General features: G+C 33.0%; 13 protein-coding genes. 2 read left to right on the top strand and 11 right to left on the bottom strand.

What is annotated here, in order from left to right; all coding sequences use genetic code 11:
• Position 1 precedes the first annotated feature (1 nt).
• Positions 2 to 1,969, bottom strand: coding sequence for a M1 family metallopeptidase (locus QMA06_RS13170; RefSeq protein WP_290207336.1), 1,968 nt, complete (start codon positions 1,967 to 1,969; stop codon positions 2 to 4).
• Between the two features lie 194 nt (positions 1,970 to 2,163).
• Between QMA06_RS13170 and recG the strand changes: the two genes are divergently transcribed.
• Positions 2,164 to 4,266, top strand: coding sequence for an ATP-dependent DNA helicase RecG (gene recG / locus QMA06_RS13165; protein WP_290207335.1), 2,103 nt, complete (start codon positions 2,164 to 2,166; stop codon positions 4,264 to 4,266).
• Positions 4,267 to 4,361: 95 nt separating this feature from the next.
• On the opposite strand, the gene QMA06_RS13160 is transcribed toward recG, so the two are convergent.
• Together QMA06_RS13160 and QMA06_RS13155 are read right to left on the bottom strand one after the other, a co-directional pair.
• On the bottom strand, positions 4,362 to 4,997 hold the full coding sequence (locus QMA06_RS13160) for an SDR family oxidoreductase (RefSeq protein WP_290207334.1): 636 nt from the start codon (positions 4,995 to 4,997) through the stop codon (positions 4,362 to 4,364).
• Positions 4,998 to 5,009: 12 nt separating this feature from the next.
• Positions 5,010 to 5,165: a YqaE/Pmp3 family membrane protein gene (locus QMA06_RS13155; protein WP_290207333.1), complete on the bottom strand. Its 156-nt coding sequence runs from the start codon at positions 5,163 to 5,165 to the stop codon at positions 5,010 to 5,012.
• Between the two features lie 303 nt (positions 5,166 to 5,468).
• On the opposite strand from QMA06_RS13155, the gene QMA06_RS13150 reads away from it, so the two are divergent.
• A complete protein-coding gene (locus QMA06_RS13150; RefSeq protein WP_290207332.1) occupies positions 5,469 to 6,617 on the top strand; it encodes a T9SS type A sorting domain-containing protein in 1,149 nt (382 codons plus the stop codon).
• Positions 6,618 to 6,714: 97 nt separating this feature from the next.
• On the opposite strand, the gene guaB is transcribed toward QMA06_RS13150, so the two are convergent.
• From guaB to QMA06_RS13110, 8 genes are all read right to left on the bottom strand, one after another.
• A complete protein-coding gene (gene guaB / locus QMA06_RS13145) occupies positions 6,715 to 8,187 on the bottom strand; it encodes an IMP dehydrogenase (RefSeq protein ID WP_290207331.1) in 1,473 nt (490 codons plus the stop codon).
• A 96-nt stretch (positions 8,188 to 8,283) separates the two neighbouring features.
• The gene (locus QMA06_RS13140; protein WP_290207330.1) at positions 8,284 to 10,482 is read right to left on the bottom strand and encodes a PepSY domain-containing protein; all 2,199 of its coding nucleotides are present in this window, start codon (positions 10,480 to 10,482) and stop codon (positions 8,284 to 8,286) included.
• Positions 10,483 to 10,486: 4 nt separating this feature from the next.
• Positions 10,487 to 10,978, bottom strand: coding sequence for a DUF2271 domain-containing protein (locus QMA06_RS13135; RefSeq protein WP_290207329.1), 492 nt, complete (start codon positions 10,976 to 10,978; stop codon positions 10,487 to 10,489).
• 8 nt (positions 10,979 to 10,986) lie between these two features.
• The gene (locus QMA06_RS13130; RefSeq protein ID WP_290207328.1) at positions 10,987 to 12,471 is read right to left on the bottom strand and encodes an ankyrin repeat domain-containing protein; all 1,485 of its coding nucleotides are present in this window, start codon (positions 12,469 to 12,471) and stop codon (positions 10,987 to 10,989) included.
• Between the two features lie 4 nt (positions 12,472 to 12,475).
• Complete coding sequence (locus tag QMA06_RS13125) at positions 12,476 to 13,378, bottom strand: DUF6607 family protein (protein ID WP_290207327.1); 903 nt, start codon at positions 13,376 to 13,378, stop codon at positions 12,476 to 12,478.
• 681 nt (positions 13,379 to 14,059) lie between these two features.
• Complete coding sequence (locus tag QMA06_RS13120; RefSeq protein WP_290207326.1) at positions 14,060 to 16,486, bottom strand: TonB-dependent receptor domain-containing protein; 2,427 nt, start codon at positions 16,484 to 16,486, stop codon at positions 14,060 to 14,062.
• Entirely contained in the window at positions 16,467 to 17,831 is a 1,365-nt protein-coding gene (locus QMA06_RS13115) for an HTTM domain-containing protein (protein WP_290207325.1), read from the bottom strand. The genes QMA06_RS13120 and QMA06_RS13115 overlap by 20 nt, the downstream gene beginning before the upstream one ends.
• 55 nt (positions 17,832 to 17,886) lie before the next feature.
• Positions 17,887 to 18,999: an imelysin family protein gene (locus QMA06_RS13110; RefSeq protein ID WP_290207324.1), complete on the bottom strand. Its 1,113-nt coding sequence runs from the start codon at positions 18,997 to 18,999 to the stop codon at positions 17,887 to 17,889.
• Positions 19,000 to 19,082: the final 83 nt, after the last annotated feature.

Below are 19,082 nucleotides of genomic sequence, written 5' to 3'. Positions count from 1 at the left end.
CTTAGTTTTTTTGTTGTAATTCTTCAGTAAGTTGTTTAGCAAACTTAACTAATCTCCAATTATGATGCGATTTTGCATTTTCTAAATTAACCAGACACTCTTCTTTACATGAGTTTATCATCTTTAAATATCGAAATGCATTCATTCTTAAATCTGCATTATAAGCATCGCCAGTGTAATCAACCAACTCATTAAATAAAGCCTGTTTATTATCCGCATCATAAAATGGTGTGCTTAGGTTTAGAACAATCCATAATAGTCTTACATTTTTATCGTGAAAACCCTGAATGTTTCTAGTTTTAAATAAATATTTTGACCGTTCTTCAGGAAAACTAGTCCATAAATTGTACAAGGCATTTTCTATGGTAATATATGATGCATCATCTAATAACGATTCATAACGTTCCTTTAAACTTTTGGGTATTTGACGAACATATTGTGAAATCGCCTGCCGCACTATTAAGCCATTATTAAACGTAGCGGGAGTTACTAATTCTGGAACCTGAGATATAATTTTTGCTTTCGCTTCTTCGGAAACATAATATTTTAAATAGTCTGCACATTTCGAGGATTTTGCCTGGCAATCTACCATTAGAAACTCATTGATATAAGTTGATTGCTGCTGCAAAATATCAAAAGCATTATCCACAGGAAACGCTTTCTGTTTAATCCATAAATTCACAAACCCAGATAATGACTGTCCATATAAACGTTCTATTTCTTTTATAAAATCTGAAGTTTCCACATTTTTAAATTGATGCTTTGCGATATAATTTTTAATGGCGCCCTTAAACACTTGATCACCCACTTTAGTGCGTAAGGCATGCAAAACCCATGCACCACGTTGATAAAACGTTAAACTACTCGCCTCAGGATTTAAAAGTGACGTCCCGCTACCAGAAATATCTTGCTTACCCAAGTCTATGGCTGACTCAAGTAGATTAAAATAAAACTGATCATCGCCAAAAACATCACGTTCTGCTAGAGCAGCATAATATGTAGAAAAACCTTCCTGCAACCAATGGTGTTCACCAGATTGAGCTGTAACCAAGTTACCAAACCATTGATGTGCCAACTCATGTGCATTGACATTCACATAGTTTTTATCATTAAATCCAATAGCGTCCACTACAAAAGCATCTGAAAAAATAGTAAGACTTGTATTTTCCATGCCAGCATATAAAAAATCATGCACAGGCACTTGCTTGTAATTTTGCCATGGATAGCCTACCCCTATTTCTTCTTCCAAAAAATTGAACATCTGTTTAGAATAGCGATACGTTGGCTCTACTTTTAAGGAATCTTCTGAGTAATAGTAATACTCTAATGGAATGCCATTTGCGGAGGTCTCTATTTTCTTTTTGTATTCGCCAATAACAAGCGCCACTAAGTAACTAGACATTGGTTTTTGCATATCGTAACTCCAGCGTGTTAATGAATCTCCTATTTGTTTGTCTATTAATTTTCCATTTGCCAAGGCTTGATAACCATTTGGATATGTTATTGACAAATCGAATTCTATTTTGTCATTTACATCATCAATACTAGGCAACCAATTGCTAGTATATTTCCCTTGACCTTGCGTCCAGATTTGCCAGTCGCGTTTCCTCTTTATAAAGTATAATGCTTTTTTAGGTGTGGCTTCATATTGAAAAGATAATTGGTAAGTTTTATCTTTTTGAAAATTAAATTTTAACCATAATTTGTCTTCCGTATTTTTAAAACTAAAATTATTAGATGCTTCGTTTAGCAATTTTACAGATTCAAATTTTATTTTTTTGGCATCTAAATATATAGAATCAACAGCTTTTAGAATTTTAAATGCGTAAGTACCCGATCCTAACACCTTTGCTGAATCTGGTTTAAACCTAATATCTGCATCTAATTTTAAATAATCGAGAAATTCAGTTTGTTGCGCAGAGGAAAAACTAAAAATTAATAAGTAAATTATAATTTGGAAATTCTTCATAAATGAGATTTGAGCTAGAATGAGACCAAATTACAAAATTCAATATTTAAATCACAAGAACTAAAATCTAAAACAGATAATTAGTCATTCTCTATATTAACTAAACGATAAAAAAAAGGGGTATTCATTAAAACATATTAAATTCTTCAACGCGAGAGATTCCTGCATTCGCAGGAATTTGTAAATTCGCAATTATGAGTGTGAAATTACAAACTCCCATTGATTATCTCAAAGGTGTTGGTCCAAACCGAGCGGACTTATTACGCTCAGAGTTGGGTATTCATACCTATCAAGATTTAATTAATCTTTTTCCAAACCGTTATATCGACCGTACTAAACATTATAAAATCAATGAACTGCAGCGCAATAATGCAGAAGTTCAAATTATCGGTGTTATTACAGGTTTTAAAGAGGTGGCACAGAAGCGTGGTAAACGTTTAGTCGCCACTTTTAAAGACGAATCCGGTACAATGGAGCTCGTTTGGTTTAGAGGTCAAAAATGGATACGCGAAAGCTTAAAAATTGGTCAACCTTATGTGATTTTTGGAAAAACAAATTGGTTTAGTGGTAAATATAGTATGCCACATCCAGAAATTGAACTTCAATCTGAGCACGAAAGTAATTTACGTTCAGCTATGCAAGCTATTTATCCATCAACAGAAAAATTATCAAATAAGGGAATCACGATTAAAGTGGTCACCAAAATTATGCAACAACTATTTTTGGAAACTAAGGGCCGATTTGTTGAAACCTTACCAAAAACATTGATGGGTGAATTAAAATTAATCTCGAAATCTGACGCCCTTTTCAATGTCCATTTTCCAAAGACTCCAGAGTTACTTTCTAAGGCACAATTTCGATTAAAATTTGAAGAATTATTTTACATTCAACTGCAATTAATTATTAAAAATCTCATTCATAAATCGAAAATTAAAGGTTTTACTTTTGATACCGTTGGAGCATATTTTAACACCTTTTATAAAGATCATCTACCTTTTGAATTGACCAATGCGCAGAAACGTGTTCTGAAAGAAATTAGACAAGATTTAGGGAGTAATGCGCAGATGAATCGACTTTTGCAAGGGGATGTAGGCTCAGGCAAAACCATAGTCGCCTTCATGTCAATGTTAATGGGACTTGATAACGGATTCCAATGTTGCTTAATGGCCCCTACTGCTATTTTGTCAGTTCAACACTACCAAGGATTATATGAACTATGTAAACCATTAGGTATCAGTATATCACTACTTATAGGATCAACTAAAACTTCAGATAGAAAAATTATTCATCAAAATTTAGAAAATGGTGATTTGCAGATTTTAATTGGTACTCACGCCTTACTTGAAGATAAGGTTAAATTCAAAAATTTAGGGCTTGCAATTATAGATGAACAACATAGATTTGGGGTTGCACAAAGGTCAAAATTATGGCATAAAAATGAGCTTCCTCCCAATGTTCTAGTTATGACTGCAACTCCAATTCCGAGAACGTTAGCAATGTCTGTTTATGGAGACTTAGACATATCTGTAATTGACGAATTACCAGCAGGAAGAAAACCGATAAAAACGGTACATAGATTTGATAATAATAGATTGAAAGTCTTTAAATTTATGAAAGATGAAATCGCTTTAGGACGACAAATTTATATTGTCTATCCGTTAATTCAAGAAAGCGAAAATATGGATTATAAAGATTTAATGGACGGCTATGAAAGTGTTTCTAGAGAGTTTCCTATGCCTGATTACCAAATTTCAATTGTTCATGGAAAAATGAAACCCGCTGATAAAGATTACGAAATGCAGCGTTTTGTAAACGGCGAAACTCAAATTATGGTGGCTACAACCGTGATTGAAGTTGGTGTAAATGTCCCTAACGCTTCGGTTATGATTATTGAAAGTGCAGAACGCTTTGGCTTGTCTCAATTGCACCAATTACGTGGACGTGTTGGACGTGGTGCAGAACAGAGTTATTGTATTCTTATGACGAGCCATAAATTAAGCCAAGATAGTAAAACACGACTTGAAACTATGGTTCGTAGTAGTGATGGCTTCGAAATTGCCGAAGTTGACTTAAAACTTCGAGGTCCAGGCGATATTATGGGCACTCAACAAAGTGGCATTTTAAATCTTAGAATAGCCGACATTGTAAAAGACAAGGATATTTTAGAACAATCACGCTATTATGCAAAAAATATTTTAAAATCAGATCCTAGCCTAAGTCAACCAGAACACAACGTTATACTTAGTACTTACAGACAAATGAGTAAATATCGAAATATTTGGAATTATATTAGTTAACATGCTTTTATACTCATTTGAAATAAAAAAAGAGGTACTTTGTTTAAAGTACCTCTTCCTATTACTACACCTAGCGGTGTTCTAAATTTTTTAAATCATTTACTATTCAAAGTATCTAAAGCTTCACCAATAAGAGTGTCGCCTTTTAAAATTTCAAAAGTAGTGTTATATGGAGCGTCATCATTTAATGATCTTACTAATGTTTGTGCTACATCTTCTCGACTAATCTCACCTTTTTTATTTAAATTTTCTTTTAGTTCAATTTTTCCTGTAGGTTCAGAATTATTCAAAGTTCCTGGTCTAACAATGGTGTATTTCAATCCACTATTTCTAAGATGATTATCCGCATTTTGCTTCGCTTTTAAATAGTCTTTTAAATCGTCAACCGATTCTGGCTGATCTGCACCCATAGAGCTTAACATTACAAATTTGTTGACATTCGCCATTTTAGAAACTGCCATTAAGCGTTTTGCTCCCTCTTGGTCAACTTCCACTACATTTTTCCCTCCTGATCCAGCTGCAAAAATTACCTTATCTACATTTTTTACAGCATGGGTAAGATCTTCAGTCAAATCTGCTAAAACAGCAGATACACCATCTGCTTCAAACTGTTTTAACTGTTCCTCTTTTCTTACCATTGCTACCGGTTTAAAATATTGTGAGGATTTTAAGAGATTAACGATATGTTTTCCTGTAGTACCATTAGCACCAGCTATTAATATATTTTCCATAATTTATTTTTTTTACTTACCAGTTACATAAAATGCATATATAACACCTGGGAGCCAACCCACTAACGTTAATAATAGACTAATAAGAAATTCACTTCCCAATCCATGTTTTAAGAATACTGCCAACGGTGGCAAAAGAATGCAAAGAATAATAGTAAGTATAGACATTTTTTTATTTTTTTTGGTTCAATACAAAGCTAATTTGGAACGTAGATATTTCTTGTCTTAGATGCGAATTATATTAGCGCATATTAAAAAATTGCAGCTTATTCTAAACCGAATTACGTTCACTTTCTGAAACTATATAAAATTTCTAGCAATTAATATTTAACTGTTTTTCATTGCTTTATAAATTATTTTTGTTATTTATGTGAAATAAAAAAGATAAGTTCTGTAAAATATTTCCTATGTTTTAAAATTGATTACGCAACAATCTTAATAATTTTTTTAACCTAATAACCTAAATCTATTATGAAAACAAAACTACTTTATGTACTAACATTTATTATTGCAACACTTAATGTTAACTCTCAAACTGAGGTCTCCCCTTTCGTAGAAAATTTAACTGAGCCAATTAAAATGATTGCAGATGGGACCGACTTGTATGTCCTTGGCTACGAAGATTTATACAAAATTGATACGAGTACACCGACACCTACGACCACAGTAATTTACACACCTGAGCCTGATCATTTTATGTATAACCTAACGCTCAGCGAAAGTACCTTATATATGGCTATAGAAAATTACGAAGAATCTACTGGGAATTTCTTGGGGTCTAGAATTATGGCACTCGATTTAGACAATTTATCGAGTTCCTTGGAATTAATATATTCCACTACTGAATTTATAAATGCATTAACCATAAACGGAAATACTATTTATTTTTCTGCTGAGACACTAGACAATCCTCCTAATTATGAACCATTTACCACACATATCGATAAAATTGATGTTTCAGTACCAAACCCTACTGCTACAGTTATAGTAAGTGATCTTAGTGATGGTGTTGCCCAAGATATAGTGTTCTATAATAATGACTTGTACGTCTCAGATATAGACAACGCTACTGTACACAAATTCAACGCAAATCAAATAGAACCTACTGTAGATAATTTTTTAATAAATCTCAGTACTCCTAGAGGTCTTACAGTCTTAGGCAACGAATTGTACATTTCAGCAAATTATTTACTTCAAAAAATAGATTTAGATGATTTATCTTCAGATTTAGAGAACGTAGCACAAAACACTACATACCAAGATGAAACTAACGATGGAATGGATTTCAATGCAAATTTTAGAGATGTTGCTATAATTGGAAATACTATTTATATGATATTAGAAGAAGCTGGCAACGGAAGAATTGTAAGTATTGTTGATTCCTCATTATCGGTTGAAGATATTAATACCAATGATGTTTCGGTTCTTAGCTCTAATGATCAAATTGTGGTAAACGGACTACTAAAAAACACCGAAGTTAAACTATACGATATTAATGGTAAAATGATCATAGAAACTCAACTCAGTCAAAACCATAATTATATTGATGCAAAGCAATTGACTCAGGGCATTTATATGTTGAAAATTGAAAATTCTAAGACATTTAAACTAGTTAAATAAATTAGAAAATTTTACCAAACAAAAAAAACAGCATGTAGTAACGATGCTGTTTTTTTTTATAATATGAAATTGCGATTTCTGATTTCGTAGAGATAAATTAACGCGAATAATTCGGTGCCTCTTTGGTAATTGTCACATCATGAGGGTGGCTTTCATTAATACCAGAACTTGTAATCTTAACAAAACGACCCGACTCCTTTAGAGTCTCAATATCTTTTGCGCCACAATAGCCCATACCTGCTCTAAGTCCGCCTACAAATTGATGGATACTTTCTACCAATTCTCCTTTGTAAGGTACACGGCCAACAATACCTTCAGGAACTAACTTTTTAATATCGTCTTCAACATCTTGAAAATATCGGTCCTTACTACCTTGTTTCATAGCTTCAACCGATCCCATACCTCTGTAGGATTTAAATTTTCGGCCTTCGTATATAATTGTTTCTCCCGGACTCTCTTTTGTACCGGCTAGTAGTGAACCTAACATTACTGTGTCTGCACCAGCTGCAATTGCTTTAGGGATATCTCCTGTATAGCGAATACCTCCATCCGCAATTACGGGAACACCAGTACCTTTTATTGCCGCTGAAACTTCTAAAACTGCAGAAAACTGTGGAAAACCAACACCTGCTACAACTCTTGTAGTACAAATTGAGCCAGGTCCAATACCAACTTTAACCGCGTCTGCACCAGCTTCTACTAAATATTTGGCAGCTTCGCCGGTTGCAATGTTTCCGACTATAACTTCAAGTTCTGGGAACTTCTTTTTAATATCTTTCAATACCATGACTACGCCTTTCGTATGGCCGTGGGCCGTATCAATAATAACCGCATCTACACCTGCATTCACCAAGGCAGATGCTCTTTCAACAGCATCACCAGTCACTCCGATGGCAGCAGCCACACGTAATCTTCCGTACGAATCTTTATTGGCATTTGGCTTTTGAGTTACTTTAGTAATATCTCTAAAAGTGATCAGTCCAACTAATTTATAATTATCATCAACGATGAGTAATTTTTCAATTTTGTTCTGTTGTAGAATTTTTTCGGCATCTTTTAAAGAAGTACCAACTGCTGCAGTAACTAAATTTTCTTTAGTCATAACATCAACTATAGGCTTTTGGTTTTCATGCTCAAAACGCAAGTCGCGATTGGTCACTATGCCTTTTAGTTTTCCATTATCATCTACAATTGGTATTCCACCGATACGGTGCTCAGCCATATTTGATTTAGCATCAAAGACAGTTGCGGTTAATGGCAAAGTGACCGGATCGATAATCATACCACTTTCAGCACGTTTAACTCTACGTACTTTATCTGCCTGCTGTTCAATAGTCATGTTTTTGTGAAGCACACCAATACCACCTTCTTGCGCCATGGCAATTGCCATTTTGCTTTCCGTAACCGTATCCATAGCTGCGGAAATCACAGGAATGTTAATAGTAATATTTCGGGTGAATTTTGTTTGAATATTGACTTCGCGAGGCAAAACTTCTGAAAATGCTGGCACTAAGAGTACATCATCGTATGTGAGACCTTCTCCCACAATTTTATTTTCGTGTGCTTTCATGGCAATTAGAATTTAATTGCACGCAAAAGTACAATTTATATTTACAAAATATTACAAATAAAACGCTATTTACAACAGTTCTTAATCTATTGACGATTAATAACAATCTTTTTTAAGCTGACTGTTGCTTTCAAATTCGCTTAATGCCTTATTTAAATGTCTCGTTGTTATTATATTCAAAACCTCTAAGACTCTATTTTGCATGGCTATAGAACCACAAATCATTATGATGCCGTTGTTATCTAATACTTGAGACAATAGTTCTTGACGTTCTAAAATTAAATCTTGAACATAAATTTTATCTTTTTGCTCTTGAGAATAGGCGGTATAAAAGTTGGTCAGCTTTTGTTCATTTAAAGCCTCGTCTATGATATTCTTATAAAGTTTAAGGGAGTCTTTCGTTCTCCCTCCCCAAAACAAATGTGTTTTAATTTTATTGGCATTATCGGAAACCATTCCTAAAAATGGTGCGATTCCCGTTCCGTTGGCAATCATTACCACTTCACTGGTGGTATTAGGAAAGTGAAAATCGAAATTTCGTTTCACTTTAGCTTTTACAATTGAGTTCACTTTTAAATTATTAAAATAGGTAGAACATACGCCAAACTCATGCTTTTTAATGCTTAATAAAATATCGTTTTCGATTTTTCCGATGGAATATTGGCGCTCAATAAAATCAACTTCAGGAAATACAGACAATAAATCTCCAGATGAAAATTTACTTTTTTTAAGTGGCCGTAATTGCACCAAAAACGAATTGTCTATATTGGGTTTTGTTTTATTAACAACTCTGAATTCCTTTAAATTTTTTAAATTAATTTTAGGTCTTTTAAATTGAATCTTTAGATCTAGATTGTTTTGATGGTTCCATTGGTTTATCCACAATTTATATTCTTCAAATGATTGATTATTTATTTTGAAAAGTGGTAAATTCTCATCGAATTTTTCGTGATTTCGCAACAACAAATCCACTTCAACTGCATATTTACAATAATCGGGATACATGAAGGAACCAAAGCCTATTACAGCATATTGAATATTTTGCTGCGGATTTACTTTCTTAAATAATTGTTTAAAATTTGAAGCACTATTTGGCGCTTCTCCTTCTCCATAAGTAGCGGCGAAAATAATTAGTTGTTTAGCTTCATTATAAGTTGAATAATCATTTAAAACTGAAATATATGCCGACTGGCTGGTTTCAATGAGCGCGTTATAAAACAATTTGGCGGCATTAAATGTGTGACCTGTTTCTGAACCTACGAGAATGATATATTCCGCATTATCTTTTGTGAATTTATTCTTGATTTTTGAAGTTGCTCTTCGACGTTTTAAAGTCATAGCGAAACCAGAATACATAAAAAACAAAATTGCCAAACTGGCGATTAACAATATTATAGACCAAATTACAGTACCTTGTCCGGTATGTAGAATTAAGCTCCAATTAGAAATTAAGGCAACGAATGATGTGTTTTGATTGCTTACAACTTCACCAGAAAATTGATTAACGAGTAATTCTTTGCCTTTTAATTTAATAATAAAATAATCTTCAATATCGTCTGAAAATGGAAATTCAACACTTGTTACATCGTTAAGTTTTATATCTTGAAAGATTGTAAAATTGTCTATTTCTAATGGATTATCAATTTCGGTTGGCTCTGGATAATTGTGAGAAATTTTAGAGTCTGGAAGTAAATTAAATTTTTCAAGTGATAAAAATACGCCTGTAAGTGTAATAATTATAATAGGAATTAAAGTATATCTCCCTATTACAACATGGTAATATTGTTCAAAATTCTCTTTAACAACCTTTGAGAAAAAACGTTTTAAACCACCTTGGCGTTTCAGTATTAATTGTATACCTGTAATTGCAATAATAAATAGTAGAAACGAGACGACCCCTATTAAAATCCGACCTGTTGTTTTTAAAAATAACGATCGATGTAAATTGGTAGCAAACTCAAAAATCGGTGCTTTTTTTATTATTTCACCTAATTTTTCTCCTGTAAATGGATTGATGTAAAACGTTTCACTATTCCCCTCTTTAGTAATAACGGAAGTACTAACAAAATTATTTTTATCAATTTCAACTGTAAAAACTTCGTCATAATTTTGTTGTAAAGTTGGCAATATTTCGGCAAGTGAAACCATATTTCCATCCTCTATAGCAAATGGCTGTAACTGGTTGGAGATAGGCTCAAACGCTAAAATAGCACCAGTGACTGATGCTATTAATATGAATAATGATGATATTACAGCCAAAATTAAATGACTATATCTCCATATAGAAATGGTCATAACTTTAGTTGTTTTGCGGTAGCATTCGGATATAACGAATGAAACCTTGCCCTTCGATTTTGGTTTTTACGTTATCTGAGGTAAGTTCAAATTCTACATCAGTTGTGTAATATTCTTGATTTTCAACAGCTGTTTCAAATCTAAGTTTGTAACCAGTATCTATTTTATTATCTTCTATGTCTATAACCGTAATTGCACGTTGTCCTCCACTTATAGTGGCCCCTGTAATGGCATCTATGTTTTGACGTTTCTTACCGTAAAAATTCCACCAAGACTCTACTGTATTGTACCACTCATCATCATCACCTTGTACATATAGTGTTTCTTCGTATTCACCGTCAGGATTTATTAGTGAAATAACAACATAAGCACCTTCACCTGTATAATTCGTCATTTGAATCATACATTTATATTTTGAACTTTCTTCTAAGGTTGAAAAAGATACTAAGCTTAGAAATAGAACGACAAATAGACTCACCAATTTTATATTCTTCATATTTAATTTTATTTTAAAAATTCGATTGAAACGTTATTTTTTTCTAATAATTCATTTTCTTTTGCTAAATCATAAGCCGATTCTTCAAAATCAGTAACCAATGTTTTATTTGCGCCTTTATCAATAAGGAATTTAAGAACCGCATCGTCAGTGGCTTTCATTGCTGCTATATGCAGGGCAGTATTGCCATCACTGTTTTTAGCATTTATATCTTGCTTTAGCTGTAATGTTGTTGCTAATTCTAACAAATCAATACTATTTTTTTCAACCGCTAAATGAAACCACGTATTTCCGTTTTTTTGCACCGCAGATAAATCGACATTGTTGTCTTTTAATAAATTGAGTTTCTTTAAAAACTCATCTCTATTTTTCGGTGAATAAAAATCTACTAAATAATAGACTAGATTATTTCCGTCTAAATCAATTATGGTAGTGTCATAACCCTTATTTATTAAAAAGTCCACCACATCAGAAGTATTATTTTCTACCGCTAATGTCAAAGCTGATTGTCCTTCTTTGTTAACATTATCGATGTTTTCTAACTTATTTGCTAATAACTTAACCACTTTGAGATTATTTCTAGAGGCCGCATTCATTACCGCAGTATTACCATAATTGTCCTTAGTGCTAACCTTTAAACCTGCTTCTAATAAATAGTTGATTATGTCTACATCTTCACTTCTCGAAGCGATAATATGTAATGCAGAAACGCCTTCTTCATTATACACTTTAGGGTTTAAACCAACACTTTCTAAATATTTATAAATTTCGATACCATTAGTTTTTCCGCGAGTTCCAGCAGCGACAAAAAGGAAAGCTTGATTGGTCCCTTTAATTCCTTTTTCTAAAAGGGCGTTCATTAATTCAACGTTGCCATTTTTTGCAACATAGTTGAAAATACCGTTACCTTGAGCATCAACACTATTTATATCTAAGCCTTTTGATTGAAAGTATTGAATCAATTTAAAATTGGTATCATTTGGTGCAGCTAGTAACAATGCATTTGCACCACTAGGATTAGTTTGATGAATTAATTCTGAATTCTTTGCGGAAATAAGGTCATAAATTTTGGTGTTTTTTTGCCCTGCTCCAGCTGCAAAATGAATTATAGTATTCCCTTTATCATCAGTAATATCTGTTTTAGCACCATTTTCTAAGAGGTATTGTACTAATTTAACATTGCCTTTATAAGCAGCCCAAAAAATATAAGTTCTTCCATCGTGTGTTAATTTATTGACATCATTTCCTTTTTGAGACATTAGATACGTAATAGTTTCGAAAGGGGTTTCTTGCAAAATAGAATAAACAACACCATCAAAATTATTGCTATTGGCTTCAGCCGGATTATTACCGTTTTTAATTGCTGTTTTAACCCTTTCTACATTCGGTTTTGAATCCCAAAATTTTCGATCTAAAAATTTATTCTCTTGTGCAAAACCGTGCAACGATAATACTAAAATTAGTCCTACTAAACTTGATTTAAAATATTTCATATAATTATTTTATAAATGATTCAATTGTCTTATTAATTTCTTTTTGCTCTACTACATCTTCGTTAAACAGGTGTTTATAAAGTGGTTTATTATCTACCTTAGTGTTTAGAATTAAATCTTTATTTCTTCCATAAACTTCGTCCCATTTAGCTCTAACTAATGCCCATTTATTTTGGTTGGCTTTCCACCAATCAATTGTTGGTTGGCATCTGCTATCATCAACCTTTACATAAGTATTATACCCTTTTTCTTTAGCTAAAACAACATCTTTTTTACCGTTTTTTCTAATAACTTTAGCATTGTCTTGGTCGTGTAACCAACCATAATCTGTAATTTCTTGTCTATTTCCTCTTATCGTCACATTATAATCACTTCGTTTGGTACGTTCTCGTCTAGGTAATGGCGCAGTAGTTATATTTTCCCAATAACTTTTTCCATCGACGTGCACCCATGTCGAAGAACCTTCATAGCGTGGACTATCATCTACTTGATAAACTTTTTGAGTCCATTGACCTTCAACTTCATCATTAGATTTAGCTTCAAAAACCCATTCGTTATCTCCGTTATACCTATAAAAATCTGTATTTTCAAATAACCAGTCTTGTCTCCAATGCTTAATAATCATTGGTTGGTCTGGTGTACCCACTTGCAGTAAATGCTGAATGGAAATTTTATCGTCTTCATCCGTAACTAGTTGTGCCCATTCTAAGCCTAAATCTGTTTTAGTTTCAGATGGTCTATACAAGGAATCTTTACTGAACGAAAATGTCTCGGTGAAGTTAAACGTGACCTCGAAACAACCACACATTGCCTTAATGGCGTCTTGATCTTTCATTATCTTGTTTTGAGCATTACCAGGTAAAGTAACTGCTAAGATAAGTGCTAAGGCTGATACTACTCTTTTCATTTTTACAAGTGAATTGATAATTAGATAAAATTAAAATAAATTATTCTTATTTAGAATGAATTAATATAGCTATGCATAATTGTGACAAATTTATATAGAATGAGTCTAATTAAAAATAAAAATCTGAGTTATTTTTCTATTTTTCCTTTAGCAAGTTTTTCGTTCTAGAAAAGTTTATGTAAGTAGCTATTACTTAATAGGATCCCTAAATGACTTCACTATTTGTGATAAACAAAATCCGAGAGCTATTAAAATATTAACTCATATTATCATTTTAATCAATAGAAAACAGATAATTAAAGTAGCTGCTCAGAATATTGCCTATTGGTCAAATTTGAATCATATCATCGTGCCATTGCCAAAATGGGTCGCTCAACTATTTTATTCTAAGGATCCTGATATTTCACTGACAGTTTTAAACACGGTTAAGGTCTGAACGCATTATCTTCATTTAAAATAATTTGTTCTATAATATTAATGATACAGATGGAAATCTAGTAACGGTAATCCATAGCACTGATTAAAGCGGGTGGCGAACGTGGAATTCGAATTTGTATACAGCCTATTACACTAACTTTAAGCATTAAAGTAAAAGTTCTTATTGAGAAATAAGGACTTTTTTTAATTGACATTCACCGACAGTCGTTAATTATATTACAAGAATGCTAAGGTTTTATTTCATTAAAACGTTACTTCTAAAGTCGTAAACCAATTTCGTGGTGCAGATGGAATAATTCCCGGACCTGGGTAACCTGTAGCTCTTCTCGTAAAATAAGCATTGTCTAATACATTATTAAGTCCTGTTTCAAATTTAAACCTTTTATAAGTGTAGGAAAGTGATACATCTAAAATATCGTATTCAGGTATTTCCCCAATAACACCACTTAGATTGGATTCTACAGAATTAGTGGCGTCGGTAAATTGACGACCTAAATAGGTGTATTGCACATTTGCCATGAGGTTTTTATAACCAAATCGTATTCCTGTTTTTAAATTTAAATCCGGTACAAATTCTACATTGTTGCCCTCAATTCCTGGTTGGTCAGAATTTGTGTATTCTGAATTTATAAAAGAAGTGTTTATAAAATAGTTGAGACTAAAATCATTATTCATTTTGAGCACTTTCTTCAGATTAAAATCGAATAGTGATTCTACCCCATACATTACAGCATCACCAATATTACCGCGCTCACTCACTACTCTACCATCCGATAAACCTTGTTGAACAAAACCAATTCTGCCATTATAAAACAAAGCAAATGCTCCAACATCGTAAGACATAAAAGAATTGTAATTCCCTCTTAAACCTAAATCGATAGTAAATCCATCTTCATCTGTAATATTAGGATTAATAACATAAGCAGGATTATTGATGTTTATATCCGAAAATGTGACTGAACGATAATTCTGGGAAATATTTCCGTAAGCTTCTAAACTTGTAGTTGGCTTATAACTTAAGCCCAAACCTAATAACACGAAGTTTCTTTCGAAATTGCGATTGTCTTCTACGGTTTCTTCAAAAATGACATTGCCTGCTGCATCCGTATTGATGCGTTGGTAAAAACCTTCACTTTGGGTTTTAATATATTCGAATCTAAAGCCTGGCGTGACCGAGAATTTATCGTTTAAATAAAAAATATTTTCCCCAAAAACGGCTACATTTAAATTAGGAAAGTCAAATTCCGATTGGCTTGGGTAGTTTGGAAATACATCCGTCCTGATATTGAAATCTGCTCCACTTCCATCAGAACCTGGTCCTTGTTGTTGGCTATTGTCCGCATTGTAGTATTTTGCACCTATTAAAAATGTCGCGTCTTTATCCCAAATTTGATATTGGCTTAATAATCGTGTTTCAAACCCGAAGTTATTAAAATCACCTTTTATTAAATCGCGTTCATTGTCAGGATCTTGTTGGTCTACTCTATTGGTTCTAAAACCTAAGGCGTCTCTTGAAGCATTCAAACCGAAAAAATTAAATGTAAAATTGGTCGCTTCAGAAAATTGATGGGCAAACTTAAAATTGTACAATAACCAATCTACTTCAAACCAATTTCTTGCTCTGTTACTTTGGTAGGGATCATCGTTATACATCGCATCAGTTAAGCCACCTGCTTGTTGTGCCAAATAATTCAAGTAAGTTAATTCGCCTGTTACCGATGTGTTATTATTAAATTGATAACCAATATGAGCGTAAATATTTTTCGATTCAAATTCTGAATTTGGTCGAAATCCATCCCCTTTTTTATAATTGAAAAACGTATAATAACTCCACTTATTTTTAGTGCCACTTATACTTGTAAAATTGGTATATAAGCCGAAACTTCCCAAGGTATTTCTTGTGATTAACTCAAATGGTTTGTTGGGATTTGGTTTTTTCATCACAAAATTTATGAGGCCTCCAAACTGTGTTCCATATTGTAATGATGCCGCACCACGAATAACTTGAATCTGACTCAATCCTTCTGACGCTGGAGAATAGTAACTTTCTGGATAGCCCAAAACATCGGCACTAATATCGTAACCGTTTTGTCTGGTGTTAAAATTTGCCGTTCGGTTTGGATCCAATCCCCTGCCTCCAATATTAAGCTGTAAACCTGCATCGTCATTTTGGTAAATATTCAATCCAGCCACCTGACTGTAAATTTGCCTGGCATTATTCGTTGCTAAGTTTGCCATGGATTGCTCCACCAAAACGACTTCCGTTTTCTTCCCGGCATAAATGGCGGTTTCCTCAACGTCTTGTAATCGAGATAATTCAAAGACTTTCGCTTTTCTTGATGTGATTTCTACAGCTGTTAATGCTTCGCCAATTGGTTCTAATTGTTGATTTAAAGAAATATCTTCATTAATTATGATTTCAACTTCAGAAATTTGAAAATCATAAGAAAAGAATATTAAAGTAAGTGTCTCTTTCTTGGTCGTGAATTCATAATAACCTTCAGCATTTGTTCTTGCTAATAATCCTGAAACTTTACTATATACTTCAACATTTGTTAGTAGTTGCTGCGTTTGTTTATTTTTAATGACACCTGAAACTTTTTGTTGCGCTACTGCAACAATAGATAACATTACAAATACAATTAATAATCTATAAGCCTTTAATTTCATCCTTAAATGGTAAAATCCAATTTTTGGGTTTAAATGATTCGTTTTGTTTGAGTAAATCTACTTTTGGGTCAATGTATCGCTGACTAGAGCGACCATTGAGTGCCACATAACTGTCCACATATATTTCAATATTTTGATGTCCTTGCGATTTAAAATGATGCTCTAAAAACTGAGCATATTCTAGGATAAAATCGGGTTGTGTACTCATTTGCTTTTCTTGAAAAGTTGTCAAAAAACCCGAATTATTAACCGAAAACGAATGACCTGCTTCAGCATCCACAACTTTAAATTCGGTATAACCGGCTTTTTCCATCAACATCACACGCCATGAAAAACGATAACCTTCCTCTGTCCAAAACAATTCATTTGGATACAAAACATAACGAAATGGCAAAAGTAATTGAATAGCGAAAAACAAAGCTAAAATTGGTAGAATAATCTTTTGGTTTGAAAAACTATAGCTTGAAGCTTTAAGTTTTACAGCTTTCAAATTAAAAAATTGAAAAAGTTTTCGGAAAATATTCAAAATACGTTCATGCACTTTCGCATCGAAGAAGATCAATGTTCCCACAATCATAACGTACGGAAACATGCCGATTGGAAATAAAACTCGCGTAAATATGTGAAAAAATACAACGAGTACGAACGCAAAAATTCGTGTTCGTTTATAAAGCAATAAAAATGGGATGCTTAAATCATACAACATTCCAGACCAACTCATAGCAATATGAAACCATTCTTGTTGTAAAATGCTGTCGCCAATAAATGGTAAATCGTATTTAGAAGGTAACCAGATTTTTAAGGGCATGGCTTTCAATAACCAATCGCTGTTTATTTTTGCTAATCCTGCGTAAACGTAAACTAAGCCTAATAACAATTTTATACTGTCAATGGTCCATTTTGGAATTTGGGTGTATTGTTTCTTTCTTCTAATAGCATCTAAAGAAAAGTAGGCATTTGCTGGTAGAAAACACAATAACAAGCTCAACACACTTATAAAATAATAATGGTTGAGATAGGTGGTTTTATCCATCAATTCAATATATGTGAAGCTTAAGAAGAAGGTTATAATTGCCAATCGGTATTTAAAACCTAAAGCCACAAAAAGAGCTGATAAGCCACAGATGATAAAAATAAAATAAGTGTAATTCCCAACCGGTTTTATCCATTCGAACCCATAATAAGAGAAGTGAAATTTTGGTTCGATATATAATTTTTCAATCCAACCGTAAGACCAAAACCTAATGATACTTGCCAACATCATGATACCAAAACCAATCCTAAATACAGCTAGTGGTGCTGCGCTAGTTTCTGTATTAAAATATGAAGTAAGTTTATTTAGCATAAAGCAAAAAAAAGGATTCTCATTTTTGAGAACCCTTTTGAAATTTTAATTGATTTTAATCGCCATCAGCATCGACATAATCAACACTAATATTCAATGCCTGCAACATATCTACCTTTAATAACACAACTGCCATTTGCAAAGCATCGTAAGCTTCAGTCATTTTCGTATTATCTGTATTAATTTGAAGGATATAATTGCTATCTAAGATATCTATTTTTGATTGAGCAGTATCGAACTGATTATTGATGAGCGTACTTAAATCCTCGCCATTTTTAATAGTATTCAAATAATCTAAATAAGAAGCTAGACTTTCGCCAGAAGCACTTCCATTATAAGAATTTCCGTTAAAAAAGTCTTTAACTGCTGTTACCGCTTCGGTAGTTAAGGCTTTAGAGACATCACTTCTGTAATGCGCTTCAACTCTATCTGGTAAAGGTGTTGCGGAAAAATTACCAGCCGGAATTCCGATTTTATTCGCTCTTAATCCTTTTTCGTAATAATAAATGAAATCATTGACCAACTTATTGATGGAGCCCGTTGCTGTATTATTCGAATTATTAATGAATGTTTGTGCATAACTAGACCAACTTGAAGTCACATCTTGTGTTAAAGCGTTCATTTGGTCCGTTAAATCTGACGTATAAGCCAAATATTTTGGAGCCTCCGAATTTGTTGTATAAAAACCTAACAAATCAGCATCATTTTCAGCCAAACCATATAACATATAATCCAAAGCTGGAAAACCAACCGCATCGTTATTATTTACATGAGCCAAATCGTAATTCTGTGATTGAATATTATTTTGAATATCAGAAACATTTGTTGGGTAAATATTCATCTGAAAAACATAGTTGATTTCCGCTGCTCTACCAATATTAATCATTTCAGCAGATTGCCAAACTTTGTATGCATTATACCAAGACGTTCTAAACGCCTCTAAATTAACCTGATTTGGTTCAGCGATAAAAACATTTTTCTGAGTTACCAAATCTGCAAGCTTTGTATTCAAATCCTGATAAACAGGCACAATAATATTGTTGGACAGATTCGTCAATAACGCTGTTCTATCAAAATCATCATTGTTATTTCCAGAACCTTCATCCGAAGAACTACAGGCTGCCACTACAGAAATAATAGCCATTAGAAATAGTGCTTTTTTAAACATATTCAATAAATTTTTCAGTTTGCAAATATAAATAAGCATAAGCTATCAACCTAATGACAGCTTATGCTTTGAAATTTTGTTTA

This window comes from Winogradskyella bathintestinalis (assembly GCF_030407435.1).
GTDB classification, from domain to species: Bacteria; Bacteroidota; Bacteroidia; order Flavobacteriales; family Flavobacteriaceae; genus Winogradskyella; species Winogradskyella bathintestinalis.
The sequence above is the reverse complement of the archived record's forward strand: the minus strand, read 5'-3'. Positions and strand labels throughout refer to the sequence as shown.